Raw genomic sequence first — 16795 nt, 5'->3', positions numbered from 1 at the left:
TGTCGCGGAGCACCGTGAGCGCTCACAAGCATTGGGGGTCTTCGATGCCACACGTCAGCCGCCGCAGCCTGCTGGCCGGGGCCGGTGGGGCCGCGCTGGCCGCCCTCACGCCGGGCGTCGCCTCGGCGAGTTCCCGAGCGCTGCGCGTCCGCGGCGCCGACCTGTCCTTCCTGCCGCAACTGGAAGAGGCGGGCGTGCGCTACCGCGACCTGCGGGGGCGGGTGCGGCCGGCCGAGCAGATCCTGGCCCGCGAGGGCGCCACCCACATGCGGCTGCGCGTCTGGGTCGACCCGCCGGACGGCTACAGCGACCGGGCCCGGGCGCTCCACCTGGCCCGCCGCGCCAAGAAGGCCGGCCTGAAGATCGTGCTGGACCCGCACTACAGCGACTTCTGGGCCGACCCCGGCAAACAGCCCATCCCCGCGAGCTGGCCCACCGGCCTGCCCGCCCTGCTGACGAAGATCCACAGCTACACCCGCGACCTGCTGCGCGACTTCGCGCGGCAGGGCACGCCGGCCGACATCATCCAGATCGGCAACGAGATCACCAACGGCATCCTGTGGCCGGCCGGGCAGCTCTACCCGCCGGACGGAACCCAGCAGTGGCCGGCCTTCACCGACCTGCTCAAGTCGGGCATCGCCGGCGCCCGCGAGGCGGCCGGCGACCACGTCCGGGTCATGCTGCACATCGACCGGGGCGGCAAGATGGGCGACACCCGCTGGTTCTTCGACAACATCGCCGCCTACGGCGTCCCGTACGACATTCTCGGCCAGTCGTACTACCCCATGTGGCACGGCTCGATCGCCGACCTGCGGGCCAACCTGGCCGACTCGGCCACCCGGTACGGCAAGCCGATCCTGCTGGCCGAGGTCGCCTACCCGTGGACGATGACCGACGGCGACGGCCGCGGCAACATCGTCACCGACCCGGCCACGCTGCCCGACCTCGACCAGTTCCCGGCCACACCGGCCGGCCAGGCCGCCTTCTACGAGCGCGTACGGCAGGTCCTGCTGGCCGTTCCCGGTTCCCTCGGCCTGGGCTTCCTGGCCTGGGAGCCGGAATGGATCCCCGGCGTCGGCTGGGAGCCGGGCGCCGAGGCCCCCAACGACAACCTGACCCAGTTCGACTTCACCGGCCGCGCCCTGCCGTCAATCCGCGCGTACCGCCGCCCTGCCGCATAAAAGAAACCGGTGCGCGCGTACGCGGAACTCCCCGTGCGCCCGAATATGCCGGTCGATGCGCCGCAGGCCCCGCTCGTACCGCTCGACCGTGAAATCGGGAACCTGCCAAGCCACCGCGCGCAGCTGATAGACCAGCGCCCCGATGTCAAAAAACGTCAAAGGCGGCCACTCTTCCCGTACGTCGGTGACGGCCATCCCCACAGCGGCAAGCCCCGCCACCGCGTCCCCGGCATTCCACGACCGGCCGTACGGCGGAGGCGCCCCCAAAGCAGCGTTGATCTCAGCACAGTCCGCACTGCCGACCTGCTGCGTGAGAAGCACACCCCCCGGCGCGAGAACCCGCGCCACCTCCCCCGCGTCGAGAAGGCCGTGCCGGTTCAACAGCAGATCCACGGACCCGTCCGCGACCGGCAGCTGGTCTCCCCGCCCGAACCGAACATCCACCCCGAGCGGCGCCAGCCGTTCCCGGGCAACCGCGAGGTTCGGCTCCCACCCTTCGGTGGCCACAGTCCGGGCGGGCAGCGGCCCCAGCGTGGAGAGCAGTTCACCCCCACCGGTGTCCACATCGAGCAGACTGGAACTCTCCCGCACCAGGTCCCCCGCCAGAGCCTCATATGACCAGCTGGGATCGGACCCCGAAACCCGCCCCCTCAGCCACTCGAAATCCCACCCCCGCAACGGCATCCCGGCGGCCTCAGCCACAAGCCCTTCAAACTCCACCCACGGAAGGTACCCAGACCCCACCGCCACTCGCTTCGCATTTCACCTCCGCCCGGTTCTCCCACCCCCGGCGGTTCCGCGGGAATATGAGCGGGCAGTTCGCCTGGATTCGGGAGGCGTGAAGTGGAGCGGCGATTCGCCGAGTACCGGCCTGTGCCACGATGGCGCGCTCGTCTGGCCGGTGCCAGCTTGTTTCGGAGTGTCGAGCTGAACCTTGCTGGTGGAGCGGTGGTGGCCGGGTTGTGCCTGGCCGGGGCCGCGCTGGGGCATGGCGGCACTCGCGGTGTGCGGGGAGCCTTCGCGGGTGCCTTGACGCTTCTGGGCGGTCTCGTGGTACTCGACCGGTGCCGAACGCGGGCTCGTCAAGACGATCGCTCGAGAAGGTGAGCCGGTGGATCTGAGCCGCTCGGGCTATGTGCCGCACGAGACCGGCGATGCTGCGGGACTACTTTCGCGCGCCGTGACCAGCCACGCCCGCGCGTCGAACCAGATGCCGTCGGACGTCTGGTGGGCGGCGAACAGGGAGCGCAGACGCTCGACGGCTTCCGGGTCGTCGAGGGCGCCCCGGGCGCAGGTGAAGCCCCGGACCCAGGTGAGGGCGGCCTCCACGTCGGGACCGTAGTAGACCGGCTCGGGGACGTCCGTGAAGGCGACGCCGGTGAAACCCGCGGCCCCCAGAATCCCGCGCACCGTTTCCGGGTCGGACAGGGAGAACGGTGACGGTTCCGCCGGAACGGCCAGCGCGCGGCGGATGGTCACGTCCCATTCGTTCCGGTCGGCCGGCTGCCAGACCAGCATGGCCAGGCGGCCGGCGGGGCGCAGGGCCCGGGCGATGTTCGTGAAGGCGGCCACCGGGTCGGTGAAGAACATCGTGCCGAAGCGGCTGATCGCCACCGTGAAGGAGCGCGGCGGGAAGGCGTACGTCTGGGCGTCTCCGCAGGTGAATCGAGCTTTTCCTTCATCGATGGCGCGGGCGCGCTCGATGGCGTCGGGTAAGACGTCGATGCCCAGCGCGGATGCGGCCAGCCCGGCGGCCTCGCGGGTGGTCTGGCCGGCGCCGCAGCCGATGTCCAGGACGTGGTCGTGCGGGCCCAGGTTCCAGACGCGGCGCAGGGCCTCCGTGTGCCGGCGTAGTTCGGCGTCGTAATCGAGAGGCACACCACACGATAAGCCGGAGGACAATATTTACGAACGGTCGGTCGCTTTGTAGTGTCGACCGCATGACGGTGGACGGCAGGCTGGTACGCGGGGAGCGCACGCGCACCGCCGTACTGGATCAGGCCCTGCGTCTCGCGACCGTGAACGGGCTCGACGGGCTGTCGCTGAGCCAGCTCGCCGACGCGCTCGGGGTGAGCAAGTCGGGGCTGTTCGCGCACTGGCGATCTAAGGAGGCGCTCCAGCTCGCCGTCATCGACCACGCCCGGGCCCAGTGGACCGACGAGGTCATCCGGCCCGCCCTGGCCGCGCCCCACGGCGTACGGCGGCTGTGGGCTCTGCATGATCGGCGGCTTGCCTTCTACGAGGCGCGGGTGCTTCCCGGCGGTTGTTTCTTCGCCAACGCCCACTTCGAGTTCAACGCCCGGCCCGGCGTCCTGCGCGACCGGCTCGGCGCCGAGCTGGCCGACTGGATGGCCTTCCTGACCCGGCTCACCGACGAGGCGGTCGCGGCCGGCGATCTCCGTACGGGAGCCGGTGTTCCCTTCGTGGTCGAGTCGCTGGGGGTCTGCGCCGTCATGCAGGCGCCCGCGCTCGGCCCTGACGTCACCTTCCGGCACGCGCGGCTGGCCCTGCTCAGCCACCTGCGTGCCCTCGCCACCGATCCCTCGATCCTTCCGGAGCTGTCATGACGACCTTGACTGAGACGTACGGCGACGTCGTGCGCCTTCCCGTGCATTTCGACGACCTGGACGCGATGGGCGTACTGCACAATTCCCGGTACGCCGTCCTGGTCGAGCGGGCCATCGTGATCTGGTGGCAGGAGCGCGGCGTCGCGTTCACCGGCGGCGGCCCGACCACGCCGGACGCTTTCAACGTCGTTCGGGAGTACGCCATCACGTTCCACCGCCCGATCACCGGAACCGGCGAGATCGCCGTCCGTTTCTGGCTCGACCGGATGGGCACGACCAGCGCCGAGTACGGCTTCCGGGTGACCTCCGAGGACGGGCGGACCGTGTTCGCCGAGGGGCGGCGGGTCAACGTACGCCTCGACGCCGCGACCATGCGCCCGGCGCCCTGGACCGACCACGGCCGTGAGCTGGCCGCCGCGCTGCTGAAGAACTGACCGGGCCGGGTGGGTCACAAACCGACCGCGACGGGCGATCTTTGAGTACCCTCGCCACGATCAGACCGGAAGGATTGCTCAGTGACGCTCACCCAGCACGCGCCCCTCGCCTCACCCCACCCGCGCGGCGACGGCCCCCGTGACCAGGCCGTCCTCATCGTGCACGGCGCCGACCGCACCGGCATCGTGGCCGCTGTGGGTTCGGTGCTCAGCAAGCACGGGGCGAACATCGTGTCGCTGGACCAGTACTCCGACAACCCGCACGGCGGGGCGTTCTTCCAGCGTACGGTGTTCAGCCTGGACGGGCTCAAGGCCGCGCTCCCGGAGATCGAGAACGACCTGCGCACCGAGATGGACCGCGGCTTCGACCTCGAGTTCACGCTGCGCGACCTGGCCAAGCCCAAGCGGGTGGCGATCTTCGCCTCCAAGGAGGACCACTGCCTCCTGGACCTGTTGTGGCGTCACCGTCGCGGGGAGCTGCCGGTCAGCGTCTCGATGGTCATCTCGAACCACACCGACACCGCGGACGAGGTACGGTCGTTCGGCATCCCGTTCTTCCACGTGCCGTCGCCCGCCGGCCCCGACAAGTCGGCCGCCGAGGCGCAACACCTGCAACTGCTGCGCGGCAACGTCGACTTCGTGGTGCTGGCCCGCTACATGCAGATCCTGTCGGGCCGCTTCATCAAGGAACTGGCCGTCCCGATCATCAACATCCACCACTCGTTCCTGCCGGCCTTCATCGGCGCCGGCCCGTACGCGAAGGCCAAGCAGCGCGGCGTGAAGCTGATCGGCGCCACGGCCCACTACGTGACCGAGGACCTGGACGAGGGCCCGATCATCGAGCAGGACGTCGTCCGGGTGACCCACGCCGAGACGGTCGCCGACCTGCAGAGGCGCGGCGCCGACGTGGAACGCGCGGTCCTGTCCCGGGCGGTCCGCTGGCACAGCGAGGACCGGGTGATCCGCCACGACAACCACACCATCGTCTTCGCCTGATCCCGGTCAGCTCCCGGCCCGGAACGGCGCCACGGTGGCCCGGATCGTCGTGGCGGCGCCCCAGTCGTCGTCGAACTGGGCCAGCACGGCCAGGTGCTGCCGCAGCTGAATGATCGGCATCCGTTCCGGCCACCCGCGGTCGAGCCCGGTCAGCTCGGCGTAGACGTCGAAGAACCGGCGCGACTCCGGCGGCGGCACGGTGGTCCAGAGATGGGCCAGATCGACTTCGGCCCACATGTACGACACGGCCGGGTCGATCAGCGCGGCTTGCCCGTCCGCGGTGGCCAGGACGTTCTGCGCCCACAGGTCCCCGTGGGTGAGGCAGGCCGGCCGCTCCGGCAGCAACTCGGGAAGCCGCGCACAGAGCCGTTCCAGAGCAACCCGGTCGGCGGCGTCGAGCGCGGCCTCGACCCGGGGCTCGGAGAGCCAGCGCAGCAGCCGGCGCTCAGCGAAGAAGGCGAACCCATCCTCGGCCCAGGAATTCTCCTGCCGCCGGCGCCCCAGCCAGTTGTCCCGGTGCCACCCGAAGCGCGGATGCACGGTGCCGGTGTGCAGGCGGGCGAGCCCGTGGGCGAACCGTTCCCAGAAGTCCTCGCCATCCGGCCGCGGCCGCAGAAGCGCGAGAACGAGAACCTCCTGGTTCGCCACGATCACCTCGGGTGTGGCCAGGCCGCCGAATTCCCGCAGCGCAGCCAGCCCTTCGGCCTCCGCGACAAAGGCGTCACCATCGGCCTCTCCGTCGTCGGGGAAGGCCTTGACGAAAACCGGCGGCCCGTCCGCACGAACGGCGACCCCCGCCAGCGCGGCCAGCCCACCACTGACCGGTTCGACGGCGACGACGTCGCGAATTCCCGCCCGGGACAGCCGGTCGACGAGAAGGGCAGTCGGAAACATCAGCGGTGCTCGCCTTCGTCGTACTTCTCCCAGAATCGGGTCCGCAGTTTGTGCCGCACCATTTCATCCAGATCGATCCCACCACGACGATCGGATAAATCGGTCAGCAGGGCTTTGTCGATGTCCCGGGGAATCGACGGCCGTCCGGCCACCAGTTCCGCCAGCGCCTCCGCGGTGGCGGACCTGCGAAACGTGGCCAGAACGTTGGTGACCACCGAGTCGATCTGCTCGGCGTCCTCATATCCGGGCGTGGTGAAGCCGTTGAGCGTCGTCTTCGCTCGCGGCCACCCGCCTTGCACCTCGACCTTCGACACGAACTGGTCGAACACATCCGGAAATATGGTTTTGAGCCCGTCGGCGGCGCGAACAAGATGCCGGCTGATGGCGTGGGGTTTGTCGTCAGCGTCGGGAACGGCGAGCAGGATGACCTGTACGCCGTGAACCTGGGCCTCCTCGACGGCCTCCGTCAGGTCATCGTCCCCCGAGACGAGAATGAAGACATCGGCGGCCCCGTTGCGCGCGTGCGTCACCAGATCGAGGCCGATACGCAGGTCGACGCCTTTCTGCTGACCTTCCCGGCCGAACCGGCCGAGCCGCAACTTCACGCTCGACAGTTCGCCGATGAGCTGTTGCTGATTGTCCGGCACACCATTGACGGCCGAGTCATACCAGTGCACGCGCAGCACCGGCAGCCCCGACAGCGCCTCCGCCTGCTGAACGAGCGCGTCGATCAGTGACTCGTAGTCGACCTGGATCCCGTTGCGAAACGACGTACCGGTCACCCGGACAGCTGTGGCGCCGAGCAGATAACCGACGTCCACATAAAGGGAGCACATGGGCCTCACGCCCACAGAATGCCATCACCCCGGCGCCGTCACGCCCGGAGGTGCGCCCTGCCAGGAGAGGAGTTTCCGCCCGGCCTGGAAATGCCTGTACCTTACGCATCGGGCGTTCAGCTGTTCTGGTGAGCTGACGCTGGGTTGCGGCCAGGGCTTCGAATTCTGTTCGTTCCGCGTCGGTGAGTGCGGCGCCCAGGTCGGCGAGCTGGAAGCGCAGGGCCGACATGGTGTCGCCGGTTCTTCCCGCGCTGAGGTCGGACTTGAAGGCCGTGACGAGTCGGGGCGGCAGGCGGTCGGCCAGGCGGTCGACCAGCTGGATCATCCGGTGGATCAGGGCGGCTCGTTCGGCCATCACGGTCAGCTGGGGCAAGGGCACGACCACGGTGTCGTACGGGACCTCGTCCGGCCTGATCCGCACCGTCGTGCCGCCGTGCCAGCGAAGGGTGGCGGCGGCCCGGCGGAAAACACTTTCGGCGCCCGCGGTGACCATCTCGGCCGAGCGGGCGACCAGCGCGCCGTCGGCGACCCGGCGGACCTCGACCACGCCGCGGCCCAGACCGTCGTCGGTGATGGTGAAGACCGGCCGCGCCGTGAACCGGCGCCCGGGTGACATCTTGGCCGGTCCGTCCCAGTGGAACCGCAGGTCCCGCGCCACCGCGTGGGCGCGGGCGGCCTCGAACGCCACCGGATCCCAGCCCCGGGCCGCGCCTGGACCCGCGCCGGGCGGAGTCCCTCGCTGTACAACTCGCCGATCCCGCGAGCGCTGCGCACGAACGCGTCCTCGTCGGGCTCCTCGACCCAGGGCGCGTCCACGAAGCCGGTCTGGGGCCAGAACTCGACCGTACGCAGAACCGGCACCCCGACAGTCAACCACGCGTTCTTGTCGCACTCCCGGCCATTCTCGTCGCCGTCGTGTACGTGACCGGACGTTCGACCGGCGAGGCGTCCTACGAGCGGCCGGCTTCTTCGACCTGTCGAACTCGGAGTCCCCGAGTTCACCGGCCGGTGTCTGGTCGCAGCCGAGCTGGCCGAGGAGTACGGCTTCACCGACGTGGACAGCTCCCGCCCACTATCGATCCGGCCCGACTTCATCAAATGGTGGCGCGATGGTCAACGTTCTGCAGCTGGAACCGTTGCTGTTTCCGGCCGAGTTCGGTACCCATCGGATGCGAATTCTCGTGGACGGCATCGATGTGGTGGCCGCGGCATATGGCCCCGGCGGCTTTCGCGGAAACCGGTAGCCGGATTCACTCCCGCATACCTGCTGGGACCGGGTGGGCTGACGGCATCACCGCGGACGGCGGCACGTGGATACGCGAGTGTCACGCGGTACGCGCTCCAGCAGACCGCCCGGACGCGGTTGAGGTCGTCTACTACGCCCGCGACCTGAATGGTCTTCGTTACGCGATGCCTGGTCGCTATGCCGTGACCTTTCCGATCGACAACTCCGATCCTGGCCGCCAGGCCCAGGCCATCGCGGACCGCCTCCACCATGAGGACCTGAAATCGATATCGATCCATCTGCCTTCGCGGCGGGTCAGGTGGTGATGGTGGCGCCGGGGGTCCAGGCGGGGCGGCCGATGATGTCGTCGATCTGGGCGGCGGGTACGGGGCGGGAGAACAGGTAGCCCTGGCCGTACTCGTAGCCCAGGGCCAGGAGCAGGTCGCGTTGTTCCGGGGTTTCGATGCCCTCCGCCACTGAGGAGAGTTCCAGGGCGCCGGCCATCTGGCTCACCGCTGTGGCCACGGCTGACTGGCGGCCCACCGTGGTGATGGACTCCACGAACGAGCGGTCCAGCTTCAGCGTTGTCACCGGGGTGGTCAGGAGCAGGCCCAGGGAGGACGCCGCCGTGCCGAAGTCGTCCAGGGCCAGCTTCACGCCCAAGGCTCGCAGGGCCAGCAGGGCGTCTAGGGACTCCTGATCGTCCAGGACCGCTGTCTCCGTGACCTCGATGGTCAGGCAGCTCGCGGGCATTCCGGTCTCGCCCAGGGCGCGGGCCACCTCGCCGACGAAACCCGGCTCCCTCAGCTGGCGGCCGGCCACGTTCACGCCGACCGACATGCCGGAGACCTCGGGGTTGGCGCGCAGCCACGCCACGCCCTGGCGGCACGCCTGCCACAGGACCCAGCGGCCGATCGCCACGATCTGGCCGGTGCGTTCGGCCACCGGGATGAACTGGACGGGCGAGACCAGGCCCCGTACGGGGTGGTTCCACCGCAGCAGCGCCTCGACGCCGGTGGTCTTCAGGTCGGTCAGGCGGACGATCGGCTGGTAGACCAGTTCGAACTGGGCCGTGTCCAGGGCCTCGCGCATCTCGCGGATGAGTTCGGCCTCGGCGCTGATCCGGGCGCCCATCTCGTCGGTGTAGCGCACCCACATGCTCTTGCCGCGGCCCTTGGCCTCGTACATGGCGATGTCGGCGTTGCTGAGCAGGCTGGACGGCTCGTATCCGGCGGCGGCGGCCGCGACGCCGACGCTGGCCCGGGTGAACAGGGTGTGGGACTGGATCTCGACCGGCTCGTTGAGCAGGCGCTGGATCTCGTCGGCGATGGCGCCGCCGATGCCGGCGTCGGCGCCCGGCAGCAGCACCGCGAACTCGTCGCCGCCGAGCCTCGCCACCAGGTCGTCGCGGCGGACCGAGCGGCGCAGGCGCTCGGCCACCGCCACCAGCAGGGCGTCGCCGGCCGCGTGGCCCATCGTGTCGTTCACCGTCTTGAAGTCGTCCAGGTCGATCAGCAGGACGCAGGCCTCCCGGTCCGGAAGGACCGCGGCCATCCGCTCGTTGAACGAGATCCGGTTGGCCAGCTTGGTGAGGCCGTCCAGGGAGGCCTGCTCGCGCAGCAGCACCTCGTGTTCGCCGAGGCGGCGGATCAGCGTCATGTTGTCGTGGAAGGCGACAAGCTGGCGGCCGGCGACCAGGCAGGTGATCACGACGACGGCGATGGCGGCGCCCCACAGCTGCGAGGAGGCGTGCTCGGGCATCATCGCGAAGAAGATGACGAAGGTGAGCGCGATCATCCCGTACGGCAGCAGGCTGTACGGGCGTCGCTGGATCCGGCGGCTGGAGCCGCCGCGGCGCACCAGCACCTCCTGGATGCGGGGGCCGGCCGCGATGAGGGCCGACGGGAGCAGGCGTACGGCGAGAACCCAGGGGTTGTTGGGGTCCTGGAAGACGCCGGGCAGGAAGGTGGCGATGCCCTGGAGGCCGGCCGCGGCGACCATCGGCCAGGCGGCGACGCGGGCCATGGGCGGCTCGGGGATGAGCGCGACCTTGGTGGCGCAGAACGCGGCCACCACGACCAGGGCCGCGGTGAGACCGGCGTTGAACTGGTTGTCGCCCGAGTTGTAGGCGTAGCACCAGGCGGCGACGGCGCCGCCGACCAGCACGGTGGTCGCGTCCAGCCAGAAGATGACCTTGTCGCGGCGGCCGTCGAGGCCCTGCGGGAAGATCAGGCAGGCGATGACGTTGCTGCTCATGCCGAGTGTGAACAGCACCGTCTGGACCAGGCCGCCGTTCATCGATTCCGACGAGAACGTGACGAACTGGGAGAAGTCGCCGACCGTGAAGCAGGCGCCGGCGAAGGCGATCATCGTCCAGAAGCGGCGGAACCGGAGCGGCGAGATCTGGCGCAGCCGCCAGGCGCCGACCGCCAGGAGAGCGTCGAACGGCACCTGGAGGCCCCAGAAGGCGGACACCTGGAGCACACCGTCGGGCAGGGCGAAGAACAGCACGCCACCCAGCAGCGTCAGGGCCGCCATCGCCAGGAGCACAGGGTCGCGTCGCACGAGTCTTTCATCGGACTTTTCGCGCGAAACTCAAGGAATTTCGGGGCCTACGGCGCCGGGTTCGCGGTGTAGACGGCGCGATCGAAGTCGGCGTACGCGCCCTCGGCGCCCAGGTCCTGCACCCACAGGCCGGTGAAGGCGCCGGTGAAACCCCAGGCCGCGGGCTCGCCGTCGACGACCTGGGCCGCGTACTCGTCGGAGAGCGTGGTGGCGTCCAGCGCCGGCCCGGCCTCGGTCCAGCTGGCGGCCGGGCCGGGCGTACGGGCGTACGAGAAACGCAAGCGGGGACCGTCGAAGCGCAAGCGGAGACCGATCCGATCGGCCGTCAGGGCCGAACGGACGCCGGGCACCACCGCCACCCGTCCGGAATCGCAGGCCAGGAGGTCGACCACCGGCGTGCCGTCGTCGTCGGCGGTGACGTGCAGGAAGTACCAGTTGCGGGTGTTGTAGTAGGCGGTGATGCCCGCCAGCTGCCGATAGTTTCGGGGGGTGAACTCCATGACGGCCTCGAACGCGCAGCTTTCGGCGACGACCCGCCGGGCGACCAGGCTCGGCCGCTGCCGGCCCATCGGCGATTGACCGCCGCGGATGCGCAGGAACGACGGGCGGGTGCTCAGGTCGATCCACGACGGGTCGGCCGGGCGGCGCAACGTCGACCAGTTGACGCCCAGGGCGGGCTCGTCGAAGTCGTCGTCCTCGGATTCTTCGGAGGAGACCGGGCGCACCTCGGCGATCGGGACGCCGTCGGGGGCGGGCACGACGTCGGAGGGTACGCCGTCGGCGATCCGCGGCCAGCCGTCGGCGGTCCAGGTGACCTCCTGGATCGCGGTCTCGCGGCCCAGCACGCACCGGCCGAGCGGCGTGTAGGGGCGGGCGACGAGGTGGGCCAGGTACCACTGACCGGCGGGCGTGCGCACGAGACTGCCGTGCCCGGCCTTCTGCAAGGTGAGCGACGGATTGCCGTACGAGGTCAGCAGCGGCCCCGCGGGATCGGCCAGGTAGGGGCCGAGCAGGTGGCTGGAGCGGGCCACCGTGACCTGATGTTCCCAGCTGGTGCCGCCCTCGGCGGTGACCAGGTAGTACCAGCCGTCCTTGCGGTAGAGGTTGGGCGCCTCGGTCAGCGCGGCGCCGGTGCCCTGGAAGATCGTGTGGTCGGGCCCGACGAGGCGGCGGGCCTGGAGGTCGTACTGCTGGATCGAGATGCCGGCGAAGCGGTTCCGGCCGGGGCGCCAGTCGGCGACCATCGACAGCATCCAGGTCGTGCCGTCCTCGTCGTGGAACAGCGAGGCGTCGAAGCCGCGGCCGTGCAAAGGCACCGGATCGGACCACGGCCCGGTCGGGGTCGGGCCGGTCACCAGGTAGTTCTGCGGGTCCCAGTAACCGCCGGAGAAGGTGGCCACGTCGGCGTAGAGCAGGTGGAACAGGCCGTCGTGGTAGCTGAGGCTGGGCGCCCACACACCGTTGGAGTCGCCGGCGCCGGTCAGGTCGAGCAGGCGCTTCTCGTTGAGGGCGCCGCCCATCGGCCGCCAGTCGACCAGGTTCGTCGAGTGGTGGATCCGCACGCCGGGCATCCACTCGAAGGTCGATGTGGCGATGAAGTAGTCGGAACCCACCCGCAGGATCGACGGGTCCGGATGGAAGCCGGTCAGCACCGGGTTGCGGATGGCCCGCCTGGTCGCCGTACTCATGCCCGTAAGTTACGGAATCCGGCGCAACTTGCAAAGGCCCAAGACGCGCTTTTGTGGCACGACGCGCGAGCCGCCATGCTTAGCTGAGCTGATGGCGACGATTCTGGTGGCCGACGACGAACCGGACGTCGCGGCGCTTTTTGCCTCCGTGCTCTCGAACGCCGGTCACACCGTGCGGACGGCGCCGGACGGCCCGGCCGCGCTGGAGCTCATCGACGAGCTGCGGCCGGACCTGAGCGTCCTGGATCACTACATGCCCGGGATGACCGGGTTGCAGGTCGCTCAGCAGCTTCGCGCCGACCCGGCCACGTCCTCGCTCCCCGTGCTGATGGTCAGCGCGTCCGCGCCGCCCACCGCGCTGCTCTACTGCAACGTCGTGCTGGCCAAACCGGTGTCCCTCGCCCACTTCCGCATGGTCGTCAACGACCTGCTCAGCCGCGAGCCGGCCGAGACCCTGCACAACCTGGAACGGGTACGGGCCGCCGCCGAGCTGCTGGACCTGCACACCGAGCGCACCGCCACCAGCCTCGGCCACCTCGCCGAGGAGCTGGCCGCCGAGGCCGGCGCCGCCATGGCCTCGGTGACCATGGTGCTGGTCGACGCGGTCGCCGTCTGCGGATCGTACGGGCTGGGCGGCTGGATCGCGGAGGCCGGCGGCATGCCGGCCGAGTGGTCGCCGTGCACCCGCGTGGTGGAGGCGGGCGCCGACATCCTGATCGACGAGCTCGGTGACGACCAGATCTACGCCGGCACACCGCTGGCCACCGTGACCAAGGTGCGTTCGTACGCCGGGGTGCCGCTCCGAGACGCCGCCGGTCACATCGTCGGAGCCGTCAACGTCATGGACCGTACCGCCGCGGCCTTCGACGCCGGAACAGTGGAGAAGCTCCGAGCGCGGACCGCGGAGGCACGGGCCATCCTCCAGTCCTAGGGTCAGCTGTTCTTGGTCGTGACGACCTTCGTGCCGGACGCCTTGAGGGTGTACGAGGTCGTCTTGCGCGTCCACGGGTTGGTGGCGTACACGCGGACACCGGTCGCCGTGTTCTTGGTCTTGACCATGGCCACCCGCAGGGACTTGTTGAGGGCGGTCACGTCGCGCCGAACCACCGTGCGCAGCGAGGCGACCTTCACCTTGCGGCCGTGGGCGGCCTTCCGGGTGTCCGCCGCGCCCTGGCGGGCGACCTGCTTCACGATGGCCGGCATGTCCAGGTAGGCGACGCCCTGCTCCAGCGCGGCGGCGCCGATCGTGACCGGCGCCGCCGGCACCGTCACATGCTGCGGGCCGTAGTTGTAGTCCAGCGTGATGGCCAGGCCGTCGCCGGTTGCCTTGGCCGAGGTCAGCAACCCGGCCGGGTTGACGTGAATGGTCACGGCCGAGCCGTCGGCCGTGAACCGGTAGTCGGCGGACGCGTCGTCGTGCACGGTCTTGGTACCCGCGTGGTCGGTGTCCTCGGTCAGGACGGTCCCCGGGGCCGCGGCGGCCTCCTTGACGTACGCGTCGAGCTTGAGCGCCTTGTTCGCGGTGAACACGAACTTGACAGCGGGGCGGCGCATCATCTTCACGGCCGACCGCGACGCCGGGTCGCCCAGGTACTCGTACAGGCCCTTGCCGCCCACCGCGTACTCGGCCGTCATGTGACCGCCGGAGATGAACCGCTCGAACGCCACGCCACCGGCCGGGTCCACGACGAACAGGCTGGAACCGGCCAGCTGACCGGACAGGCCCATCGTCGCCCGCCAGCCGGGGGCGGCCGCGGCGGTCGACGTGGTGGCCACCGCCTTCAGCGCGGCGGCCATCTGGGCCGCGGAGAGCTGGGTCGCCGTGTCGGCGGCGTACGCGGCACCGGGGACGGCAACCAGGCCGGCGGACAGGGAGACGGCGGCCGTGAGCAACGCGGGCCGGGACAGGCGGGACATGAGCACCTCACGCTTTTCTTCAGAGAGGTACGAACATATGCCGCCAATTCCGGCGAAAGCATCGCCTATGCGGGCAGAGTGCCAGTGACCGTTCGGGCGTCGACCCAGCTGTCGCCGGGGGCGATCAGCCGGAACGACGGGTTGTCCAGGTGTGCGGCCGCGATGACGATCCCCTGCTCCTTGGCCTGCGCGAAGAGCCGGGCTCGGGCGGCGGTGGCGAGCTCGCGGTCGACGTCGGTCAGGAAGTGGATGTCGCGGTCGGTCAGCTGGCCCGGCAGCTGCAGGAGGTCGCCGGTGAACCACAGCCGCCGGCCGCCGGACGCGAGCTCGATCACCACGTGCCCCGGGGTGTGCCCGGGCACCGGCATCACCCGTACGCCGGGAAGGTCTTCCGTGCCGTAGGTGCGCAGGATGCCGGCCCTTTCGGCCGCATCCATGATCGCCCGTGTGGGCTCATCACCGGCCAGGAGCGCCCGGTCCTCGGCGCCGTAGTAGACGACGGCGTTCGGGAAGAACGGCTCGCCGTCCTTGACGATCCAGCCGACGTGGTCGAGGTGCAGGTGCGTGATCAGGACCGCGGTGATGTCCTCGGGCGCGACACCGGCCTCGGCCAAGGCGGCGGGCAGGTTGCCGGCCCGCGCCAGGTAGGCCGGGCTGTTCTCGCCGGCCAGCTCGGCCGGGAACGGAATGGCCAGCTCCCCGGCGCCGGCGTCGATCAGGAACGTGCCGGCCGGGCCCTGGACCAGGTGGGCGCCGAGGCGGATCTCGTAGACGCCGTTCTCCCCCAGCAGGCCCGGGAATCGGGAGAAGTCGGCACCCGGATAGAAGGACGGCGGCATGTAGGACGAGCCGTCCCGCAGCACGGTCACGGTGTAGTCCCCGATGGTGATCTTCTCGCTCATGGTCGCTCTCCTCAGTTTGTGTCAGTGACTGACACAGTGTCAGTGGCCGACTGTAGCGCTAAGATGATCGACATGGAAGCGGCGAAGCCCCCAGGTGTCCGAGCTCGCATGCGCGAGGCCATCCGCGCCGAGCTGACGGCCGCCGCGATGCGCTCGATCGACGAGGTCGGCTTCGCGGCGACGACCGCCGGCGCCATCGCGGCCAGCGTCGGCGTCACCGAGCGCACGTTCTTCCGCTACTTCCCCACCAAGGAGGACGCGGTCCTGCAACCGATCGAGGCCCTGGGCCCGTCGATCGCCGAGGAGCTGCGCCGCCGCCCGGCCGCCGAGACCCCGGCGCGCGCCCTGCGGGCCGCCTTCGCGGTGGCCGTCGACTCGGTCACCGCCGACCCGGTCACGATGGCCACGGTGATGCGCCTCAACCGCAACGAGCCGGCCCTGCGCGGGCGGCACCTCCAGCAGCAGGATCTGTGGGTCACCGCGCTGGCGGCGGCGCTGGGCGAGCGGCTGGGCCTGCCGGCCGACTCGCCGCGCTCCCGCCTGCAGTGCGGCCTCATGATGCTGGCCTGGGAGAAGGCCCTGACCAGCTGCTACGAGGCCGGCGACTTCACCCGCGCCGGGGACGAGCTCGACGCGGCATTGGAGGAGTCACGCGCCTTCCTCCAGGTAGCGCCGCTCACCGGACGGTGAACGGCTCGAGGTCGTGCGGGCCGCCGCCCCCGGGGACCACCACGCCGCGTACGGTCTGGTCCTCCGTCCAGGCGAGCTCGACGTGCATCCGGGCGTTCCCGGCCGGGAGGGCGCCGACCCGGCGATCGGTCAGCAGCCGGCCGTCCTCGGTGTCCAGCAGCGCCACCCGCAGGCCGTCCGCGCTCCGATAGCCGATGGCCAGCCGGTCGCCGTCGCGGTTGAGCCGCAGGTCGGTCACCCGGAGGCAGCCCGGAACGCCGGCCGACCACAGCTGCCGGTACGAGGTGCCGTTGAGGTGCACGACCTGCGGGTGGCACGGTTCCTCGGTCCGGTCGAAGGCGACCGCAGTGGAGATACCGTCGGCGGCGTCGGTCGAGCCGTCGAACACGCCGGTCATCGGCAGCAGCAGGCTCTCCCGGCCGGTCGCCAGGTCGTGCGCGACGTAGCCGGTGTCGCGCCACAGATAGGCCGTGGTGTCGGTCGCCTCGGCCAGGTCCACCGCGTCGCCGTCGGGCGGGCCCTGCTGGGGATGCGCGTCGTCCGCCACGGGCGGCCGTTCGCGGCGCAGCTTGCGCCGCCACGACGTGGCCCAGTTGAATCCGACCCGGAACACCCAGCCGGCCGGAGACTCGAGCTCACCGACCACTGACCATTTCGCGTACGCCCGGGCCATCGCCTCGTCGACGGCCTCGTGGGCGAGGCCGTCGCGGCGCAGGGTCACCGCCAGAGCGCGGTAGAACCGGTCCACATTGGCCCGGTAGAACGCCTCGAACCCGTCGGCGTCGCGGCGCGCCGGCGCCTCGCCGGCCCTCGTCGTGGAAACCACCATGTCCCGTACACGCGGCAGCACGGCCAAAGGTTCCCACCTCGACGGTCAAGGCCGGCGGGCGAAGGGCAGAC

The 16795-nt window shown here is 70.4% G+C and carries 17 protein-coding genes; 8 read left to right on the top strand and 9 right to left on the bottom strand.

The genetic code is table 11. The annotated features are described in order from the left end of the window. Nucleotides 1–44: 44 nt before the first annotated feature. Nucleotides 45–1181, top strand: a complete 1137-nt coding sequence (locus AB0C26_RS43310; RefSeq protein ID WP_360260282.1) for a glycosyl hydrolase 53 family protein — start codon at nt 45–47, stop codon at nt 1179–1181. On the opposite strand, the gene AB0C26_RS43305 is transcribed toward AB0C26_RS43310, so the two are convergent. Beyond that, nucleotides 1149–1901: a class I SAM-dependent methyltransferase gene (locus tag AB0C26_RS43305; RefSeq protein WP_360260279.1), complete on the bottom strand. Its 753-nt coding sequence runs from the start codon at nt 1899–1901 to the stop codon at nt 1149–1151. The two genes, AB0C26_RS43310 and AB0C26_RS43305, sit on opposite strands and share 33 nt — an antisense overlap. 411 nt (nt 1902–2312) lie before the next feature. Then, nucleotides 2313–3059: a methyltransferase domain-containing protein gene (locus AB0C26_RS43300; protein WP_360260276.1), complete on the bottom strand. Its 747-nt coding sequence runs from the start codon at nt 3057–3059 to the stop codon at nt 2313–2315. Between the two features lie 62 nt (nt 3060–3121). Between AB0C26_RS43300 and AB0C26_RS43295 the strand changes: the two genes are divergently transcribed. The 3 genes from AB0C26_RS43295 (at nt 3122) to purU (ending at nt 5178) form a co-directional block, all read left to right on the top strand. Continuing rightward, entirely contained in the window at nt 3122–3748 is a 627-nt protein-coding gene (locus AB0C26_RS43295) for a TetR/AcrR family transcriptional regulator (protein WP_360260273.1), read from the top strand. Continuing rightward, the gene (locus tag AB0C26_RS43290) at nt 3745–4182 is read left to right on the top strand and encodes a hotdog domain-containing protein (protein WP_360260270.1); all 438 of its coding nucleotides are present in this window, start codon (nt 3745–3747) and stop codon (nt 4180–4182) included. The genes AB0C26_RS43295 and AB0C26_RS43290 overlap by 4 nt, the downstream gene beginning before the upstream one ends. Nucleotides 4183–4263: 81 nt before the next feature. After that, nucleotides 4264–5178 (top strand): formyltetrahydrofolate deformylase, encoded by a 915-nt coding sequence (gene purU, locus AB0C26_RS43285; protein ID WP_360260267.1) that lies wholly within the window; start codon nt 4264–4266, stop codon nt 5176–5178. Nucleotides 5179–5184: 6 nt separating this feature from the next. Here purU and AB0C26_RS43280 read toward each other — a convergent pair whose 3' ends face one another. Both AB0C26_RS43280 and AB0C26_RS43275 read right to left on the bottom strand, forming a co-directional pair. Next, complete coding sequence (locus AB0C26_RS43280) at nt 5185–6072, bottom strand: fructosamine kinase family protein (RefSeq protein WP_360260264.1); 888 nt, start codon at nt 6070–6072, stop codon at nt 5185–5187. Then, nucleotides 6072–6893, bottom strand: coding sequence for an NYN domain-containing protein (locus AB0C26_RS43275; protein ID WP_360260261.1), 822 nt, complete (start codon nt 6891–6893; stop codon nt 6072–6074). Before AB0C26_RS43275 ends, AB0C26_RS43280 begins: the two co-directional genes overlap by 1 nt. Nucleotides 6894–6906: 13 nt before the next feature. Between AB0C26_RS43275 and AB0C26_RS43270 the strand changes: the two genes are divergently transcribed. Then, nucleotides 6907–7521 carry a hypothetical protein gene (locus AB0C26_RS43270; RefSeq protein WP_360260258.1) on the top strand — a complete coding sequence of 205 codons (615 nt, stop codon included), beginning with the start codon at nt 6907–6909 and terminating at the stop codon, nt 7519–7521. A 496-nt stretch (nt 7522–8017) separates the two neighbouring features. Then, complete coding sequence (locus tag AB0C26_RS43265) at nt 8018–8152, top strand: hypothetical protein (protein ID WP_360260255.1); 135 nt, start codon at nt 8018–8020, stop codon at nt 8150–8152. A 296-nt stretch (nt 8153–8448) separates the two neighbouring features. Here the strand turns inward: AB0C26_RS43265 and AB0C26_RS43260 are convergent, their stop codons facing one another. Beyond that, a complete protein-coding gene (locus AB0C26_RS43260; RefSeq protein WP_360260252.1) occupies nt 8449–10698 on the bottom strand; it encodes an EAL domain-containing protein in 2250 nt (749 codons plus the stop codon). A gap of 47 nt (nt 10699–10745) precedes the next feature. Beyond that, on the bottom strand, nt 10746–12386 hold the full coding sequence (locus AB0C26_RS43255) for a glycoside hydrolase family 43 protein (protein ID WP_360260249.1): 1641 nt from the start codon (nt 12384–12386) through the stop codon (nt 10746–10748). Nucleotides 12387–12477: 91 nt separating this feature from the next. Here AB0C26_RS43255 and AB0C26_RS43250 point away from each other — a divergent pair, with 91 nt between their 5' ends. Then, a complete protein-coding gene (locus tag AB0C26_RS43250) occupies nt 12478–13317 on the top strand; it encodes a response regulator (protein WP_360260246.1) in 840 nt (279 codons plus the stop codon). Nucleotides 13318–13319: 2 nt separating this feature from the next. Here AB0C26_RS43250 and AB0C26_RS43245 read toward each other — a convergent pair whose 3' ends face one another. Continuing rightward, nucleotides 13320–14303, bottom strand: a complete 984-nt coding sequence (locus AB0C26_RS43245; RefSeq protein WP_360260243.1) for a hypothetical protein — start codon at nt 14301–14303, stop codon at nt 13320–13322. Nucleotides 14304–14368: 65 nt separating this feature from the next. Next, nucleotides 14369–15205: an MBL fold metallo-hydrolase gene (locus tag AB0C26_RS43240; RefSeq protein ID WP_360260240.1), complete on the bottom strand. Its 837-nt coding sequence runs from the start codon at nt 15203–15205 to the stop codon at nt 14369–14371. 108 nt (nt 15206–15313) lie between these two features. On the opposite strand from AB0C26_RS43240, the gene AB0C26_RS43235 reads away from it, so the two are divergent. Further along, nucleotides 15314–15895, top strand: a complete 582-nt coding sequence (locus AB0C26_RS43235; RefSeq protein ID WP_360260237.1) for a TetR family transcriptional regulator — start codon at nt 15314–15316, stop codon at nt 15893–15895. Here AB0C26_RS43235 and AB0C26_RS43230 read toward each other — a convergent pair. Next, nucleotides 15882–16745 carry a hypothetical protein gene (locus tag AB0C26_RS43230; RefSeq protein WP_360260234.1) on the bottom strand — a complete coding sequence of 288 codons (864 nt, stop codon included), beginning with the start codon at nt 16743–16745 and terminating at the stop codon, nt 15882–15884. The two genes, AB0C26_RS43235 and AB0C26_RS43230, sit on opposite strands and share 14 nt — an antisense overlap. Between the last annotated feature and the right edge of the window lie 50 nt (nt 16746–16795).

The organism is Actinoplanes sp. NPDC048796 (assembly GCF_040650035.1).
Taxonomy (GTDB): Bacteria; Actinomycetota; Actinomycetes; order Mycobacteriales; family Micromonosporaceae; genus Actinoplanes.
The sequence above is the reverse complement of the archived record's forward strand: the minus strand, read 5'-3'. Positions and strand labels throughout refer to the sequence as shown.